The sequence below is a fragment of the Blautia sp. SC05B48 genome, from assembly GCF_005848555.1.
In the GTDB taxonomy this organism is placed as follows: Bacteria; Bacillota; Clostridia; order Lachnospirales; family Lachnospiraceae; genus Blautia_A.
In genome coordinates, this window is sequence record NZ_CP040518.1 from 1,567,472 (window position 1) to 1,583,883 (window position 16,412).

Consider the following 16,412-nt stretch of genomic DNA (forward strand, 5'->3'; position numbering starts at 1 on the left):
TGCACAAAACTACACTGCGAATTTCATAAATGAATCAAAATCATTGCTTTCCTTTGCGCATTGAAAAAGATAACGATACTTTTCCAGCTGAATGGTATCACAGATTTCGTGATATCCAGTTTCAAACGAACAGAACCTACCAGTACCCACTGCACACATGAAATGTGCCAGTGACATAAGTAGCCAGTACCTTTTGATTCCCTGTGCAGAGCGTATCTGATAGCTGTCCAGTGCCAGTTTATCCTTACACTGGCGGAAAAATACTTCAATCGGCCATCGACACACATACCAGGAAAGAATCTCCTGTGTAGACAGGGCTGCGTTTGTACTGATGAAAGCACGCAATGCTTTGGGATTACCAAATGCTTTTTCCGGATAACTCAAAAGAACTACCGCATTTTCTATGCCGTTGAGGTTTCCCTCGTACCGGTACACATAATAGTTTCGTTTTTTGACTGTCACAAGGTCAAATTCACGATGTGTAACAGACAATTCGGCGGCCAGTTCACGAAGTTTCTTTTTCATTCCCGATGGATACAGCAAACGGTTTGTTTTCAAAGCACCGATGGTATGGAACCCTCTCTGTGCAAAGGTATTGATTATCTTTTCAGAAACATACCAGCAGTCGCAAAGAAAATAGGACATTACCGGTGGAACAGGCAGCTCCTTTGCAATGCTTTGTACAATGTCAATCTTGGAAATTGACTTATTGTACATTACAAAAGCATAGTTCAGAACAATGCCATTGCAGGAAAGCATAACAGCAACTGCCTGATGCCCGTAATCCGGTTTTCCCTTTAAATGGGATTGGTGAAAATACGCATCTTCAATCGGATGTAAAGCCTGTGACGAAGGCTTTGTCTTTGAAGCAATCGTATCGTCCACAATACAGAGAACAGGTTTTCCGGTGCGTGCTGCTTCTGAATAAATAATCTCAATGACAGAGCATTTTAACGTATCTGAAAGTAAGGAATCATCCCATTTTCCGGAATTGAGGAAATGGGCAATCGTAGTTCTGTGGCAGGAACTGTTTTTAGCAAAGTCCGTGGTTTTTCCATGATATCCTGAAATGAAAATACTGATTAGGATACTCATAAGATGGTTTATTACTCGGTTCGAATAAAATTTGCATAAGTTTAATTTTTTAAACTGGTTGTATATGAATGAGGAATGATGTATAGTATTTGCGAGAGACACCTTCTTTCGTAAATGTTGCAAATGTTTGTTTTGGCACTTTCATTATACAACACATGGAATCGAGGTGTCTTTCTTTTATGCAAAATCACGAACTTGCTCATTTATAGTATCATACTTATTAAACGGTCGTTTTGTTTTTTCCATATTTGTTTCCATTTTTATGATTACCTCCTTCGCAAGATCATCCATGTGGACTCCAAAAAGAAAGCAGATTTTTTTCAACGTATTTATATCGGGTTCATTGACATCCCTCTCCCAATTCGATAGCGCCTGCCGGGTAACATTTAATTCCCCGGCTAATTCCTCTTGTGTCATTCCCGATTGTGTCCGCAGATGACGTATTTGCTTTCCTGTTGTAATATCTGTCTGTTCCTTGTTCAAAATAGTTCCTCCTCTCTGCTACTGATTCTATCAATGATATTCCGCAATAGCCAGCAATGAACGCTAGCATTGCGCAAGACCTTACATGATCTTCTGAAACATATGACGAACCTTATCCAGCCGGCTATTGGGGCGGCGGGGCTGTACTGCAGGTTCCCCTGAAGTTTCCTGATACCCTTTCAATTCCGTCAGGCAAACACTTCTTCCATTTGTGTAGAAATTCAGATCGCTTTTGTATTCCCCAATCCGTCTTGCCGGTATTTCTCCAGTTAAGATCGCTTCATTATTTTTTATTGAAGTTGTTTCAATTACCGCATCGTATTTCACAGCATCATGATAAGCCCGTGAAAGATATTCCTGCGGTGCAAACAGGGTAAAAGAAAGATAGGGTTCTAAAACCTGTGTTCCTGCTTTTTTTAATGCCAGTTCCAGCACAATGGGCGCAAGAAAGCGGAAATCTGACGGAGTACTGACTGGGCTGTAATAAATTCCGTATTCAAAACAGATCCTGCAATCTGTCACCTCCCATCCATACACTCCCTGCTCCAATCCATACTGAATCCCTTCCATAACTGCGTTTTGAAAACTTTGGTTTAAATAACCAAGTGACACCTTGCTTTCATATTCTGTTCCGCTCCCAGCAGGAAGGGGAGTGACTGCCAGACCAATCGACGCCCAAAAGGGATTTGGCGGCACTTCAATATGAATTGTATAATGCGCCTCTTTTCGTGGTCTTTCCATATAAATGACCGTAGGCTCTTTTACCTCTGCCTCGATGCAATATTTTTCATTCAATAAAGAACAAACAACTTCTAACTGTACTTTCCCCAAAAAGGAAAGAATGATTTCATGAGTGACAGGATCAATCACAAAGCGCAGAAGCGGATCAGTATCCGCAATCTCTGTAAGGGCATCCAGCAACACTTCCCTTTGCTCTGCTTTGGCTGGCTCTATCGTTGTCCTAAGAAGCGGCAGGGGATTATCCGTCCATGCCTTGCGTGGCAACAGTTTTTCGTCTCCCAGAATATCATTTAACTTTAATGTGTTGTCAGACAAAATAACAATCTCCCCGGAATCAGCAGTATCTGTCTGGACAATTTCTCCCTTAAATGGAATTGACATCTCTGTAATCTTAATCTTTTCCTTTTTTTGCAAAAAAATCGTTTCCCGTAAGCAAAGCGTACCACTATACAGCCTTACATAGCACCGTCGTTTTTTCTGCTCGGTATATTCAATTTTAAAAACGTACCCGCACAGTTCCGATTGACAGTTATCCGTTTTCGATGAAAAAATATCTGTGATTACATCAAGCAATTCTTTTGTCCCGATATTCTCTTTTGCGCTTCCATGATATACCGGAAAAAAAGTTCCCTGCTGTACCCTTCGCTTTATTTCTTCCTGAAGTTCCCGCAATGTCAAAGGCGCTCCTGAAAGATATTTTTCTAAAAGATCATCATTCCCGGCAATCACAGCATCCCACTTTTCAAAATCCGCAACGTCGGAAAGTGTTAGTTCTGAAAATAAATGAACTTCCTGCATAACCATCATATCTTCTGTCAATTTTTCTCTGATATTTTGATAAGTCTGTGCAGGAACAAAGCCTTCCTGATCGATTTTATTGATAAAAATAATGGTTGGTATCTTCATCTTCCTCAGCGCATGGAACAGCACTCTGGTCTGTGCCTGTACGCCATCTTTTGCAGACACTACTAAAATCGCTCCGTCCAGAACTGATAAAGAACGGTACACTTCTGTCAAAAAATCCATGTGTCCCGGTGTATCTACAAGATTCACTTTGTACTCTTTCCAGTGAAAAGACGTAACGGCAGCCTGAATGGTAATTCCCCTTTGACGTTCCAAAGCCATAGAATCCGTTCTTGTTGTGCCTTTATCTACACTGCCCGGTTCTATGATTGCCCCGCTTGTATACAGCAGGCTTTCTGTCAGTGTTGTTTTTCCTGCATCAACGTGTGCAAGAATGCCAATATTGATTATTTTCATGTGTCATCCTCCATTCACAGCCAAAAAAAGGCATAAAAATCCCCAGCAGCAAAATACTCTTACCGCTGGGGATTTAATCTTTGGACATACACATAAAAGACATACGCCAACAGACGCTTGTCACTTGTCTTGCTATGTCAATATATAAGGCAAAAGTATTTTTAAATAGGCACAAAAAACCAAGCCCTTGTTCCAAAGGACATCCCAAAGTTTTTTGTTCCCACTATTTGGTTATAGTTTTATTTAAGAATACCCTGCCGCATATTTTTTAACTCCTTTTTGGAAATATCATGATTATAACACATCCGCACCCGAAAAGCAAGCATGAAATAAATCTTTCAATCATCACAATTCTAATCTCATAGAAATGACCTCCTGAAATCCGGCTATGCGGGAGCAAAATCCTTTGGGATTTCTTCCAAACTCGACAAATCCAGCCTGTTCATACATAGAAACGGCTCTTTCGTTTTCAGCAACCACATTAAGTTCAAGCTGGCTATAGCCCGCTGCTTTAGCACATTCGATACATGAAGCCAGCAAAGCCTTACCAATTCCAAGCCCCCAATATTTTTTCGCAACGCTGATGCCAAATTCTGCCCGATGCCGTACCTTATACTTTGTACCGATTGCCTCGATTCCTGCTGTTCCTGTAATGACACCGTCAACTATGGCAATCAGTTCAATCTCCCTTTCACTCTCAGCCTTTTCTTTCAGGAACTGGCTTTCCTGTTCGGCATTAAAACTGTTTTCATCTGGATATGTAAGCAAATAATCGGTTTCGCTATGTGTCAGATTGAAATTATCCAATACAAGCTGACCATCACTTTCTGTTCCATTCCTCAAACAACATTCCACACCATTACTTAACATTATTGTTTTATTATATCTCATGCCTGCCCCTTCACTGACAACCGCCCTTAAAGTCAGCTTCTTCATCTATGCAATATCCTAAACAGAAAAATATTTTCTCATTTCATATTGTTTAACAAATACACGAAACTTCATTTTCTTCAAAAATATGTTTAATGCCTGATCTCGCTCATCCACGTTTATTACTTTCATCTCTAAACTCTTTGTTTGTTTCGATAAATCCAACAAAATCTCTGTGGCAACTCCCATTCTGCGATATTGAGGATGTACCGCTAACTGCACAATATCTCCTTTTATTTTGTCCACAATACCATAGCCGATCAGGTTTCCGTCAAATTTAACAATCGTATAAGAAAAGGATCTGGCGATTGCGCATACAGCATCTTTTGCGTTTTGCCATGAAGGTGGATACGTCCAAAAATCCTTGACTATTGTCCATTGAGCTTCTTGTATTTTTTCTGGATGTTCCAGTTTCCACGCTTTATATATGCCTGGTTCTTTTATCCCACCTGTCAGTTGGTAACAATTCAATACTCTGTCAACTTGAAATCCCTGCTTTTTATATAAAGTAAGCGCCTTCTCATTATCCTGAATCACTTCCAGCTGATACACTCTGATTTTATTTTTTATACTATAAATGAGCAAGTTCGTGATTTTGCATAAAAGAAAGACACCTCGATTCCATGTGTTGTATAATGAAAGTGCCAAAACAAACATTTGCAACATTTACGAAAGAAGGTGTCTCTCGCAAATACTATACATCATTCCTCATTCATATACAACCAGTTTAAAAAATTAAACTTATGCAAATTTTATTCGAACCGAGTAATAAACCATCTTATGAGTATCCTAATCAGTATTTTCATTTCAGGATATCATGGAAAAACCACGGACTTTGCTAAAAACAGTTCCTGCCACAGAACTACGATTGCCCATTTCCTCAATTCCGGAAAATGGGATGATTCCTTACTTTCAGATACGTTAAAATGCTCTGTCATTGAGATTATTTATTCAGAAGCAGCACGCACCGGAAAACCTGTTCTCTGTATTGTGGACGATACGATTGCTTCAAAGACAAAGCCTTCGTCACAGGCTTTACATCCGATTGAAGATGCGTATTTTCACCAATCCCATTTAAAGGGAAAACCGGATTACGGGCATCAGGCAGTTGCTGTTATGCTTTCCTGCAATGGCATTGTTCTGAACTATGCTTTTGTAATGTACAATAAGTCAATTTCCAAGATTGACATTGTACAAAGCATTGCAAAGGAGCTGCCTGTTCCACCGGTAATGTCCTATTTTCTTTGCGACTGCTGGTATGTTTCTGAAAAGATAATCAATACCTTTGCACAGAGAGGGTTCCATACCATCGGTGCTTTGAAAACAAACCGTTTGCTGTATCCATCGGGAATGAAAAAGAAACTTCGTGAACTGGCCGCCGAATTGTCTGTTACACATCGTGAATTTGACCTTGTGACAGTCAAAAAACGAAACTATTATGTGTACCGGTACGAGGGAAACCTCAACGGCATAGAAAATGCGGTAGTTCTTTTGAGTTATCCGGAAAAAGCATTTGGTAATCCCAAAGCATTGCGTGCTTTCATCAGTACAAACGCAGCCCTGTCTACACAGGAGATTCTTTCCTGGTATGTGTGTCGATGGCCGATTGAAGTATTTTTCCGCCAGTGTAAGGATAAACTGGCACTGGACAGCTATCAGATACGCTCTGCACAGGGAATCAAAAGGTACTGGCTACTTATGTCACTGGCACATTTCATGTGTGCAGTGGGTACTGGTAGGTTCTGTTCGTTTGAAACTGGATATCACGAAATCTGTGATACCATTCAGCTGGAAAAGTATCGTTATCTTTTTCAATGCGCAAAGGAAAGCAATGATTTTGATTCATTTATGAAATTCGCAGTGTAGTTTTGTGCAATTTTTCAAATTTGCTCATTTATAGTTAAAAGCAGAATGTGCAAATAAAGCAAAATCCGCATTTTTGTTCAATATGTCTCATGATATCAGGACTCCTATGAATGCAATCATTGGTTATGCAGATCTGGCGACCAGACATTTGCAAGAAACAGAAAAACTTGGCAGATATCTTGAAGAAATTCAAATATGCGGAAAAGAACTTCTGTCGATGCTTGGTAATGTTTTGGATCTTGCAAGAATTGAGAATAATAAAGTTGAAATGGAATACACTGTTTCGAATGTCCGTGAGTGCTTTGAAAATTGTGTCACTATGTTCCGACAACAGGCAGAAAGTAAAAATCAAACTCTCTCTCTGACAGAACAAATTATGTATCCGTATGTATATATGGATGCACCGCACCTGTCAGAAATCTGCCTTAATATTATAAGTAATGCAATAAAGTATACAAATACAGGGGGTACAATATCCTGTAGTGTCCTGCAGGAATCTTGTAAAGAAGACTGGTGCAATATGATCATTACCATTACCGATAATGGAATTGGTATGTCTGAAGAATTTCAAAAGCATATTTTTGATGCTTTTGAAAGAGAACGCAATTCTACAGCCAGTCATATTGAGGGTAGCGGTATTGGAATGGGGATTACGAAAAAACTTATTGAGCTCATGAATGGCACTATAGAAGTGAAAAGTAAGCAGGGCGAGGGTTCTTCATTTACAGTGACTGTTCCTTGCAGAAAAGCGTTAAAAGAAGATACGCTAGAGAAGAAAAATACTAATCTGCACAATAAAAATTGTTTGAACGGTGTTCGAATCTTATTAGTCGAAGATAATGAGATTAATATAGAAATCGCAAGAGAACTATTGACGGAAGAAGGGTGTCTTGTTGAGACTGCAAATGATGGTGTTGCATGCATTGACATGATTGAAAAAGCTGATGCTGATTATTACAAGCTGATCCTTATGGATATTCAGATGCCAGTTATGAATGGGTATGATGCTACATTGGCTATCCGAAAAATGAAGGATACTAAAAAATCCAGGATTCCAATTATTGCGATGACTGCCAATGCCTTTGCAGAAGATGTACAAAAAGTTCTTTCTGTTGGAATGAATGATCATGTTGCAAAGCCTGTAGATATAAATATTCTTGTCTCAACAATGATGAAATATCTATAATAGACAGATTTAATGAAAAATTTACAATATTCTTGCCCTTGTATTTGCCCTTAACAGAGTTCGTAAACACTGATGAGACGATATAACACAAGGGAAACAATAAGGGAAAGCTCACCTGCGACAAATCCAGTGTTTTCAAGGATTTACAGAGAATTTGATAACAAAATATAACAGTTATTAAATCTCTTAAAACAGGTGAAATATTAATCGGAATTGTGAGGTTAATGAAATATGATAAATAAAACGGAATGGAACAGAATGATGGAGGGCAAATTATATAATCCCTATAAAGTTGGTGATAATTCGTTTGAAAACGTTCATGCAGCTCAAAAAAAGTTTAATGAATCAGAATACTGGAACGATAAAAGTGCTTTTGAAGAATTGAAAAAATGCTTTAAAGTAGCGCCTGTGGATATGGTACTAACGCCTCCGGTCTATTTTGATCATGGCGATAGAATATCATTTGGAAAACATTTTTATGCTAATACAGATTTGACTATATTAGATGAAAATTATGTTACGTTTGGGGATAATGTATTTTTGGCTCCCCACGTAAGTATATATACAGCAGGTCACCCAATTGATAAGGATGTACGCAACTTGGAACTGGAATATGCCAAGGCTGTAACAATAGGCGATAATGTCTGGATCGGTGGAAATGTTGTAATCAATCCCGGTGTCACAATTGGAAATGATGTAGTCATTGCTTCTGGTTCAGTTGTGGTAAAAGATATCCCAAGCCATGTTGTTGCAGGAGGTAATCCGTGCCATGTAATTAGACAAATAACAGATAAAGATAAAAATAATTGGCGCACTCAACTAAAAGAATATGAAGATGATATTGAATCGTTCGGAGAGTAAATATTTTTCCACTGCCGTCCGTGTGGATGAGGCATTTTTGGAGCTTTTGGAAAAGAAATATTACGGTGAAATGAGTTGCGAATATTTCATCTTTTATTAGTTAAATTTCATCTGCAGCGTTGTCGTCAATCGTCGCAGCCACCGCTACGCATCATTCCTCCGCCTTGCAGATGAAGAAATCATCCTGCGTCAATATAGCAGAAACTTAATTTTTGCTGTACTAATTACATCGAATGAAAACTGATATAGGAATTTTTTTTTAAAATTGTGGACAATGTCAGAAATAGCTGTTAAAATCTTATAGAAAAACTTTAGCACGGTAAAGTGATAATCATAAGCCGTTTATCAGAAAAAAACGAGGAGAAAGAATAGTCTAATCGGTCGTATTGTAGAACCGGAAGAAATCGCAAAGGCTGTTTATTTTATGGCAATCGATCTTTCAAGTACTATTACAGGTGATATCATGAAAATTACTTACATTAACCACAGTGGATTTTTGGTTGAAACCAGAGATTGCTACTATATTTTTGATTATTTCAAGGGTGAATTACCGTATCTTGACAAGAAAAAAGAGGTAATCATCTTTTGCAGTCACTTCCATGAGGATCATTTTAACCCACAGATCTTTGGGATTCTTGATGATATGGGGATGACGTATCAGGCAGTTCTGGCGAATGATATACGAAAAAGGAATCATTTGTCGGATATGAAGATTACATATGTTTATCATGATCAAACTTATAATCTGGATAATGATACCAAAGTCGATACATTGCTATCTAACGATAGTGGTGTAGCATTTATTGTCAAAACAAAAGAAGGCACCATTTATCATGCCGGTGACTTAAACGACTGGTATTGGGATGGCGAGCCGAAAGCTGACAACCAGAGACTTACTTCAGCATATCGTGCAGAGATCAGGAAAATCAAAGGTATGCATTTTGATGCTGCATTTATCCCCTTAGATCCGAGACAGGGAGATCACTATGCCGATGGGATCTTGTATTTCCTTAAAAATATAGATTGTAATGTCATTTTTCCAATGCATTACTGGAATGATGCTAATGTAATTAAGCGGTTTATTACTGAATATCCGCAATATAAGTCACGCATTAAAAATACAGAATGTACAAAAGGAGAAGAATTATGAAATTTAAGATGATTCATGAAAACTACAATGTATCAGATCTGGACCGATCTATTAAATTTTACAACGAGGCCCTTGATCTGCACGAAGTGAGAAGAACGACTACCGATGATTTTATCATTGTGTATCTGAGCAACAATGTAAGTGATTTTGAGTTGGAGCTTACCTGGCTTAAAGATCATCCACAGCCATATAATCTGGGTGAATGCGAATTTCACCTGGCATTTCAGGCAGAGGATTACGAAGCAGCGCACAAAAAGCACGAAGAGATGGGATGCATTTGTTTCGAAAATGAAGCAATGGGAATCTATTTCATTGTAGATCCAGATGGCTACTGGCTTGAGATCCTGCCGTAAATTTGGTTGGAAAATCTAATAAAGCGGATGTATATTGACAATTTTAAAATCACCTTCAGGCTATAATAAACAAAATAGTCTGAAGGTGATTCTTCTACGAAACACAGTTTACTGCTTATAATATTTCGCAACATCGTTTTTGAATTTTTCAAAAAGAGGATAATAAATATTTATAATGTCCTGAAATTTCTCTGCGGCGAAAGTACCATCGTAATCATGAGACAAATGATTTCTGGATTTCAGCATTTGCAGCCAGGTGTCATCATCAATAATACCATTGGTAAATGCCTGTTGCAGAGTTTCGCGTGGAGAGCCAACTGCAAAATCAAGAATTCCCATTTTTTTGATCAGAATATCTTTCATAACTTTCCAGGAGATGTCGAAAGTAAGACTGAAATTGAGAACAGTTCCTTCGAGAACAAAATCGGTCTTGGGGTCGGCTGTTTTGCTTTTTGCAAGATTGGAGAGACTTTTACAGAAAGTGTTATAGCGGTTAATAAATTTGTTTTCCATATTTTTTTATATCCTCCAATAAATACTCATTTTTTATACTGTCAAAGTCAAAAATATCAATTTTCCTTAACGTTTCAATCTGCTGAAGATCATCTTCTAACTGCATTAGATTATCACAGCCGTATACTACAAAATCAATATCACTGGTGGGGGTCGCAGTGCCTGTGGCGAAGGAACCGAATAAATCAAGGCGCTTTACGTTATTTTTTTTGCAAATCATGGTTACTTTTTCGATGATTTCGGAAATGGGCATTACGTTCATGATCCACTCATGTCCTCCTTTACTTGGAAAATTCTGATAAAAATATGATAGCAGTTTCTATAGATTAATTCAACTTTAAAGACACTGACTGCGGTTGGGGTTATTCTATAGTCGTAATCCTTTCGTGGTGTTATGGATTATTTTAATTTTTCTTTTTCGGCATTTAAGAGTTCAAGATTGAGCCCTTGTTCTCCAGCTGTTTTATCTACCCAAAGATTCAAAGAGTCTATGGCTAAAGAAATTTCATCAAGTTTTTTACTGATATAAGCAAAATCTTTCATTTCATCATCGCTGATCTTACCGTCACGGGCAATCTGGATCAGACGACCGGTAAGAGGATTGATTTCATTTAAACTGGCAATTGTCTCCAAAATGATATTTGACAGATCGGTCATTTCTATTTCTGGAACATAACGATAGCCGATTTCGCATTTGTGAGAGCAATAATAATTGCAAAGATCTGGTCTTTTATAGGCATCTGCCATCTGGAGGATATCATAAGGCGTAGGTTCTTGTGTTTCATATTCAAATTTTTCAATTTTTGAATCAGAGACAGCATCCATTCTTTCACTGGCTTCTGCTCTTGTAAGTCCTGCCGCTTCTCGGCAAAGCTGGTAAATTGTTTTGTTTTCCCTGGTGGATTGTTTACCCATGAGAATTTCCTCCTCGTATATCGCTAAACTTGCGGATTATTTATGTTCCAGGCCGCATGCTGAGCGTGTATTTCTTATATGAATTTTATTATACATAAATTATGAATTAACAACAAGTAATAGACTTTGTAAAATTACCTATTTTATAAATCATTTCACGGGAATTTTTTACAATTAAATAATCTATTCCAAGGAAAAGCCAGCGCAGCTATTCATTGGAAAGACCATAGAAAAGACAGGTTCAGATACACTGATTAACCTCAGTATGTCCGGAACTGTTTTTTTGTTGCTATCGTTACTTTCGGCTGCCTTTGCCACGCTTGCTTCCTGGAGATTTCAATGACAAACCCTCTCCCATAAGGTATAATAAAGCAGAGTATTTTGTTTTGCTCACCACGAAACGAGAGGGAGATCTACATTAATGGATGCGAATGTGATCAATGAATTGAATTAAAGGAAGCAGAGGCGGCAAAATGGCTTACAAAGGATCAGTTAAATAGTGTTGCCTGGTTACCGGCAGACGTCACTTTGATAGATAAAATCCGAAGGTACATGAAATAAGCTAAGATTGAGGAGAAACTTCCTGGACAAAACAATAGAATATTATAATCAAATGCGGATATGTTTGTCCAGGGGACTCGTTTGGTAGATTTTACGGTTGTACAGGAGCGGTTCACTAAAATGCTTCCGGTAGGTTCAAGGATACTAGATTTCGGTTGTGGTTCTGGTTGAGATTCACGATATAGCTGATTGGTTGTTACAGAGAAATCAAAGTTGGTGGAGAATATTTGTTATGATCAGAAAGATGCAGAACATAGATATTGATAGAGTTGCTGACATATGGTTGAAAACCAATTTAAAAGCGCATTATTTTATTCCTGAGCAATATTGGACAAGTAATTATGAATTAGTGAAAGAAATGATGTCACAAGCGGAAGTCTATGTGTATGAAGATGATAAAATGATTCAGGGGTTTGTCGGATTAAGTAACGAATACATGGAAGGTATTTTTGTTTCTGATGAAATGCAGTCATGTGGTATAGGTAAACTTTTATTAGAGTATATCAAGAATAAAAAAGCTAGATTGCGATTAAACGTATACCAGAAGAATACCAGAGCCATCTCTTTTTACCAAAGAGAAGGGTTCGATATTCAATGCGAAGGATTCGATGATGCTACTGGTGAAAAAGAATACACAATGTTGTGGCAACAGAAATAGAAAGCGGATTTTGGGGAGGATTTTATATGGAGTTTAACAATAAAGTAGTGATTGTGACGGGAGGCGCTCAGGGCATTGGAAAGACCATTGCAGAGGAATTGCCTTTATGAAAAAAGCATAAATATAATGACAACACCCAAAAGAAAGGAAGAAGTAATTATGTATGAAAAATTGATGACATGCCTGGAAAGCGTAAGAAAGAAAATTGATTTCAAACCAGAAGTTGCACTGATCCTTGGATCCGGACTTGGAGATTTTGCAGATGGAATTCAGATTGAACAGACCATCGACTATACAGATATAGAGGGATTTCCGGTTTCTACTGTAAAAGGACATAAAGGACGTTTTGTGTTTGGGTATGTGGAGAAAACACCGGTTGTAATCATGCAGGGACGTGTTCATTATTATGAAGGATATGCAATGTCAGATGTTGTTCTTCCAACGCGTCTTATGGGAATGCTCGGTGCGAAAAAAATCCTTCTCACTAATGCAGCAGGAGGAGCTAATCCTTCCTATAAACCGGGAGATTTCATGATGATCACAGATCACATTACAACGGGAGTTCCAAGCCCTCTGATAGGACCGAACATGGATGAGCTGGGAACCAGATTTCCGGATATGAGTGAGGTATACAGCCGCCGTCTTCAGGATGTGATCCGCAAATGTGCAAAAGAATGTGACATCAAACTTCAGGAAGGTGTTTATGTACAGTTTACAGGACCAAATTATGAGACTCCTGCAGAAGTAAGACTTGCACAGAGATGGGGTGGAGATGCAGTTGGAATGAGCACCGCATGCGAAGCTATGGCTGCCCGACACATGGGAATGGAAATCTGTGGAATTTCCTGCATCACAAATATGGCAGCAGGAATTTCCCAAAAAGAGCTTAACCATAAAGAAGTGCAGGAAACAGCAGACCGCGTAGCGAAATCCTTCAAGGAATTAGTAACAAAAGTTGTTGTAAATATGTAAGATCCATAAGTAAGACAGCAGAAAGGAGACAAAAATTATGAAGAAATATAAGAGAATATTTACTATTGTAATAGACTCCTTTGGGGCAGGAGAAATGCCGGACGCAGCCCAGTACGGGGATGAAGGAACAGATACTATGGGACATATTTCCCAGAATGTAGATGAATTTACGATTCCAAACCTTCAGAAGCTTGGAATTGCAAATCTTCATCCGTTGAAACAGGTTGCAGCAGTGGAGCGACCAATGGGTTATTATACATTTTTAAAAGAAGCCAGTACCGGAAAAGATACTATGACAGGACACTGGGAAATGATGGGGCTTCACATCACAAAACCGTTTAAGACTTTTACAGAGACCGGATTTCCAAAAGAGCTGATCGATGAGCTCGAGAAGAGAACGGGACATAAAGTAATTGGAAACAAGAGCTCCAGCGGAACAGAGATCCTGGATGAACTGGCTGAGGAAGAAATCGCTACCGGTCATATGATCGTTTACACATCTGCTGATTCTGTATTGCAGATCTGCGGAAACGAGGAGACTTTCGGACTGGATGAACTGTATCGCTGCTGTGAGATCGCCCGTGATATCACCATGAGGGATGAGTGGAAAGTCGGACGTGTTATTGCAAGACCTTACCTTGGCAAGAAAAAAGGTGAGTTCAAACGTACCAGCAACCGCCATGATTATGCACTGAAGCCTTACGGAAAAACTGCGCTTAATGCATTGAAGGATGCAGGTTATGATGTGATCTCCGTTGGAAAGATTTTTGATATTTTTGACGGCGAGGGATTGACAGAGTCTAATAAGTCAAAAAGCTCTGTTCATGGAATGGAGCAGACAATTGACATTGCGAAAAGAGAGTTTGAGGGGCTTTGTTTTGTAAATCTTGTAGATTTCGATGCTCTTTGGGGACATCGACGCAATGTAAAGGGATATGCAGAGGAACTTGAAAGATTTGATGTAAAACTTGGTGAACTTCTTGATGAGCTTCGTGAGGATGACCTTCTGATCATTACAGCTGACCACGGAAATGATCCGACGCATACAGGAACTGATCACACAAGAGAAAAAGTACCATTTTTTGCTTATTCCCCATCTATGGAGGGATACGGAAAACTGGAAGATCAGAATACTTTTGCAGTAATCGGTGCAACGATCGCAGATAATTTTGAAGTTAAGATGCCGGAGGGAACAATTGGAAGTTCTCTTCTGGATGAACTGAAGTAAAAGGAACGTAAAATGGATAAAAAAGAAATATTAAAAAAAGTGGATCACACATTACTTGGACAGACTGCAACATGGGATGATATTCGAGGAATCCTGGATGATGCCATGAAATATGAGGCTGCATCTGCATGTATTCCGGCTGCTTACGTAAAACAGGCAGCGGAATATGTAGCGGGAAAACTTCCGATTTGTACAGTGATCGGTTTTCCGAACGGATATAATACAACTGCTGTAAAGGTATTTGAGACGAAAGATGCCATTGCAAATGGTGCTTCAGAAATCGATATGGTTATTAACATCGGATTTTTAAAGGATGGAAGATATGAGGAAGTAGAGAATGAGATTCGTGCGATCCATGAAGCTTGTGATGGAAGAATCTTCAAAGTCATTATTGAGACATGCCTTCTTACAGAAGAAGAGAAAATTAAAATGTGTGAGATCGTTACAAATGCAGGAGCAGAATTTATCAAAACTTCTACCGGATTTTCTACAGCGGGAGCAACTTTTGCAGATGTAGAGCTGATGAAGAAATATATTGGAAAAGATGTAAAAGTTAAGGCAGCAGGTGGAATTTCATCCTTCGATGATGCAGAAAAATTTATCAGTCTTGGCGCAGAGCGTCTTGGAACAAGCCGTCTTATTAAGATCCTGAAAAATACGGACACTGGTGCAGGATATTAACACTGTGAAAGAGGACTGTCAAAGACAGGATTATACATAAATTATGAACTAACAACAAGTAATAGAATTTGTAAAAGTATCATTTCATATTTTTCTACCAGCTGTGGATAAAGGATGGACGGAATCTAAAAAATACGATAAAATCTGCATTAGAAATGCTGTTGTCGTGAAATTTACAAACGCTCGAAAAAGGAAAAATAAACATGGCAAAGAAAGATTTGCTATCCGGTACCGGCGTTAATTTATATAGGTGATATTATGAAAATTACTTACATTAACCACAGTGGATTTTTGGTTGAGACCAGAGACTGCTACTATATTTTTGATTATTACAAGGGTGAATTACCGAATCTTGACAAGGAGAAAGAAGTGATCGTTTTTTGCAGTCACTTCCATAAGGATCATTTTAACCCACAAATTTTTGGGATCCTTGATGATATGGGAATGACTTATCAGGCAATCCTGGCGAATGATATACGAAAAAGGAATCATTTGTCGGATATGAAGATCACATATGTTTATCATGATCAAGCTTATAGTTTGGATAATGAAACCAAAGTTGATACATTGCTATCTAACGATAGTGGTGTCGCATTTATTGTCAAAACAAAGGAAGGTACCATTTATCATGCCGGTGATTTAAACGACTGGTATTGGGATGGTGGGTCGAAAGCTGATAACCAGAGACTTACTTCAGCATATCGCGCGGAGATCAGGAAAATCAAGGGTATGCATTTTGACGCTGCATTTGTTCCCTTGGATCCGAGACAGGGAGATCACTATGCTGACGGGATCCTGTATTTCCTTAAAAATGTAGATTGCAATGTCATTTTTCCAATGCATTACTGGAATGATGCCAATGTAATTAAGCGGTTTATTACTGAATATCCACAATATAAGTCACGCATTAGAAACACAGAATGTACAAAAGGAGAAGAAATTTCATGAGAGAAGGAGAC

Annotated in this window: 18 protein-coding genes and 1 pseudogene; 11 read left to right on the forward strand and 8 right to left on the reverse strand. The window is 38.6% G+C overall.

Annotation, left to right across the window (positions count from 1 at the left end):
• Positions 1-9 precede the first annotated feature (9 nt).
• The 5 genes from EYS05_RS07230 to EYS05_RS07250 form a co-directional block, all read right to left on the reverse strand.
• Positions 10-1,095, reverse strand: coding sequence for an IS701 family transposase (locus EYS05_RS07230; protein WP_055290736.1), 1,086 nt, complete (start codon positions 1,093-1,095; stop codon positions 10-12).
• 177 nt (positions 1,096-1,272) lie between these two features.
• Complete coding sequence (locus EYS05_RS07235) at positions 1,273-1,578, reverse strand: helix-turn-helix domain-containing protein (RefSeq protein ID WP_118567071.1); 306 nt, start codon at positions 1,576-1,578, stop codon at positions 1,273-1,275.
• An 81-nt stretch (positions 1,579-1,659) separates the two neighbouring features.
• Positions 1,660-3,579 carry a TetM/TetW/TetO/TetS family tetracycline resistance ribosomal protection protein gene (tet, locus tag EYS05_RS07240; RefSeq protein ID WP_118567070.1) on the reverse strand — a complete coding sequence of 640 codons (1,920 nt, stop codon included), beginning with the start codon at positions 3,577-3,579 and terminating at the stop codon, positions 1,660-1,662.
• Between the two features lie 345 nt (positions 3,580-3,924).
• Positions 3,925-4,470, reverse strand: a complete 546-nt coding sequence (locus EYS05_RS07245) for a GNAT family N-acetyltransferase (RefSeq protein ID WP_166462290.1) — start codon at positions 4,468-4,470, stop codon at positions 3,925-3,927.
• 57 nt (positions 4,471-4,527) lie between these two features.
• Complete coding sequence (locus EYS05_RS07250) at positions 4,528-5,157, reverse strand: GNAT family N-acetyltransferase (protein WP_243119264.1); 630 nt, start codon at positions 5,155-5,157, stop codon at positions 4,528-4,530.
• A gap of 132 nt (positions 5,158-5,289) precedes the next feature.
• Here EYS05_RS07250 and EYS05_RS07255 point away from each other — a divergent pair, with 132 nt between their 5' ends.
• The 5 genes from EYS05_RS07255 to EYS05_RS07280 all read left to right on the forward strand — a co-directional run bounded on the left by EYS05_RS07255 (position 5,290) and on the right by EYS05_RS07280 (position 9,925).
• The gene (locus EYS05_RS07255; RefSeq protein WP_055290736.1) at positions 5,290-6,375 is read left to right on the forward strand and encodes an IS701 family transposase; all 1,086 of its coding nucleotides are present in this window, start codon (positions 5,290-5,292) and stop codon (positions 6,373-6,375) included.
• Positions 6,376-6,481: 106 nt separating this feature from the next.
• Entirely contained in the window at positions 6,482-7,561 is a 1,080-nt protein-coding gene (locus EYS05_RS07260) for an ATP-binding response regulator (RefSeq protein ID WP_243119266.1), read from the forward strand.
• A gap of 231 nt (positions 7,562-7,792) precedes the next feature.
• Positions 7,793-8,422: a sugar O-acetyltransferase gene (locus EYS05_RS17520; RefSeq protein WP_207670816.1), complete on the forward strand. Its 630-nt coding sequence runs from the start codon at positions 7,793-7,795 to the stop codon at positions 8,420-8,422.
• Between the two features lie 463 nt (positions 8,423-8,885).
• A complete protein-coding gene (locus tag EYS05_RS07275; protein ID WP_118515812.1) occupies positions 8,886-9,572 on the forward strand; it encodes an MBL fold metallo-hydrolase in 687 nt (228 codons plus the stop codon).
• On the forward strand, positions 9,569-9,925 hold the full coding sequence (locus EYS05_RS07280) for a VOC family protein (protein ID WP_015541530.1): 357 nt from the start codon (positions 9,569-9,571) through the stop codon (positions 9,923-9,925). The genes EYS05_RS07275 and EYS05_RS07280 overlap by 4 nt, the downstream gene beginning before the upstream one ends.
• A 108-nt stretch (positions 9,926-10,033) precedes the next feature.
• Here the strand turns inward: EYS05_RS07280 and EYS05_RS07285 are convergent, their stop codons facing one another.
• From EYS05_RS07285 to EYS05_RS07295, 3 genes are all read right to left on the reverse strand, one after another.
• Entirely contained in the window at positions 10,034-10,438 is a 405-nt protein-coding gene (locus EYS05_RS07285) for an HI0074 family nucleotidyltransferase substrate-binding subunit (protein WP_022426101.1), read from the reverse strand.
• Positions 10,419-10,700: a nucleotidyltransferase family protein gene (locus tag EYS05_RS07290; protein WP_092071024.1), complete on the reverse strand. Its 282-nt coding sequence runs from the start codon at positions 10,698-10,700 to the stop codon at positions 10,419-10,421. The genes EYS05_RS07285 and EYS05_RS07290 overlap by 20 nt, the downstream gene beginning before the upstream one ends.
• Before the next feature lie 137 nt (positions 10,701-10,837).
• Entirely contained in the window at positions 10,838-11,353 is a 516-nt protein-coding gene (locus EYS05_RS07295; RefSeq protein ID WP_092071021.1) for a helix-turn-helix domain-containing protein, read from the reverse strand.
• A gap of 450 nt (positions 11,354-11,803) precedes the next feature.
• On the opposite strand from EYS05_RS07295, the pseudogene EYS05_RS18040 reads away from it, so the two are divergent.
• The 6 genes and pseudogenes from EYS05_RS18040 to EYS05_RS07330 all read left to right on the forward strand — a co-directional run.
• Positions 11,804-11,914 (forward strand): annotated as a pseudogene (locus EYS05_RS18040) (8-oxo-dGTP diphosphatase MutT); the annotation flags it as partial.
• A 232-nt stretch (positions 11,915-12,146) separates the two neighbouring features.
• On the forward strand, positions 12,147-12,572 hold the full coding sequence (locus tag EYS05_RS07305) for a GNAT family N-acetyltransferase (RefSeq protein WP_138276897.1): 426 nt from the start codon (positions 12,147-12,149) through the stop codon (positions 12,570-12,572).
• 159 nt (positions 12,573-12,731) lie between these two features.
• Positions 12,732-13,544: a purine-nucleoside phosphorylase gene (locus EYS05_RS07315; protein WP_138276898.1), complete on the forward strand. Its 813-nt coding sequence runs from the start codon at positions 12,732-12,734 to the stop codon at positions 13,542-13,544.
• Between the two features lie 37 nt (positions 13,545-13,581).
• On the forward strand, positions 13,582-14,772 hold the full coding sequence (locus EYS05_RS07320; RefSeq protein WP_015526454.1) for a phosphopentomutase: 1,191 nt from the start codon (positions 13,582-13,584) through the stop codon (positions 14,770-14,772).
• A 12-nt stretch (positions 14,773-14,784) separates the two neighbouring features.
• Positions 14,785-15,453: a deoxyribose-phosphate aldolase gene (deoC, locus tag EYS05_RS07325; protein ID WP_138276899.1), complete on the forward strand. Its 669-nt coding sequence runs from the start codon at positions 14,785-14,787 to the stop codon at positions 15,451-15,453.
• Positions 15,454-15,711: 258 nt separating this feature from the next.
• Positions 15,712-16,401, forward strand: coding sequence for an MBL fold metallo-hydrolase (locus EYS05_RS07330; RefSeq protein WP_138276900.1), 690 nt, complete (start codon positions 15,712-15,714; stop codon positions 16,399-16,401).
• Positions 16,402-16,412: the final 11 nt, after the last annotated feature.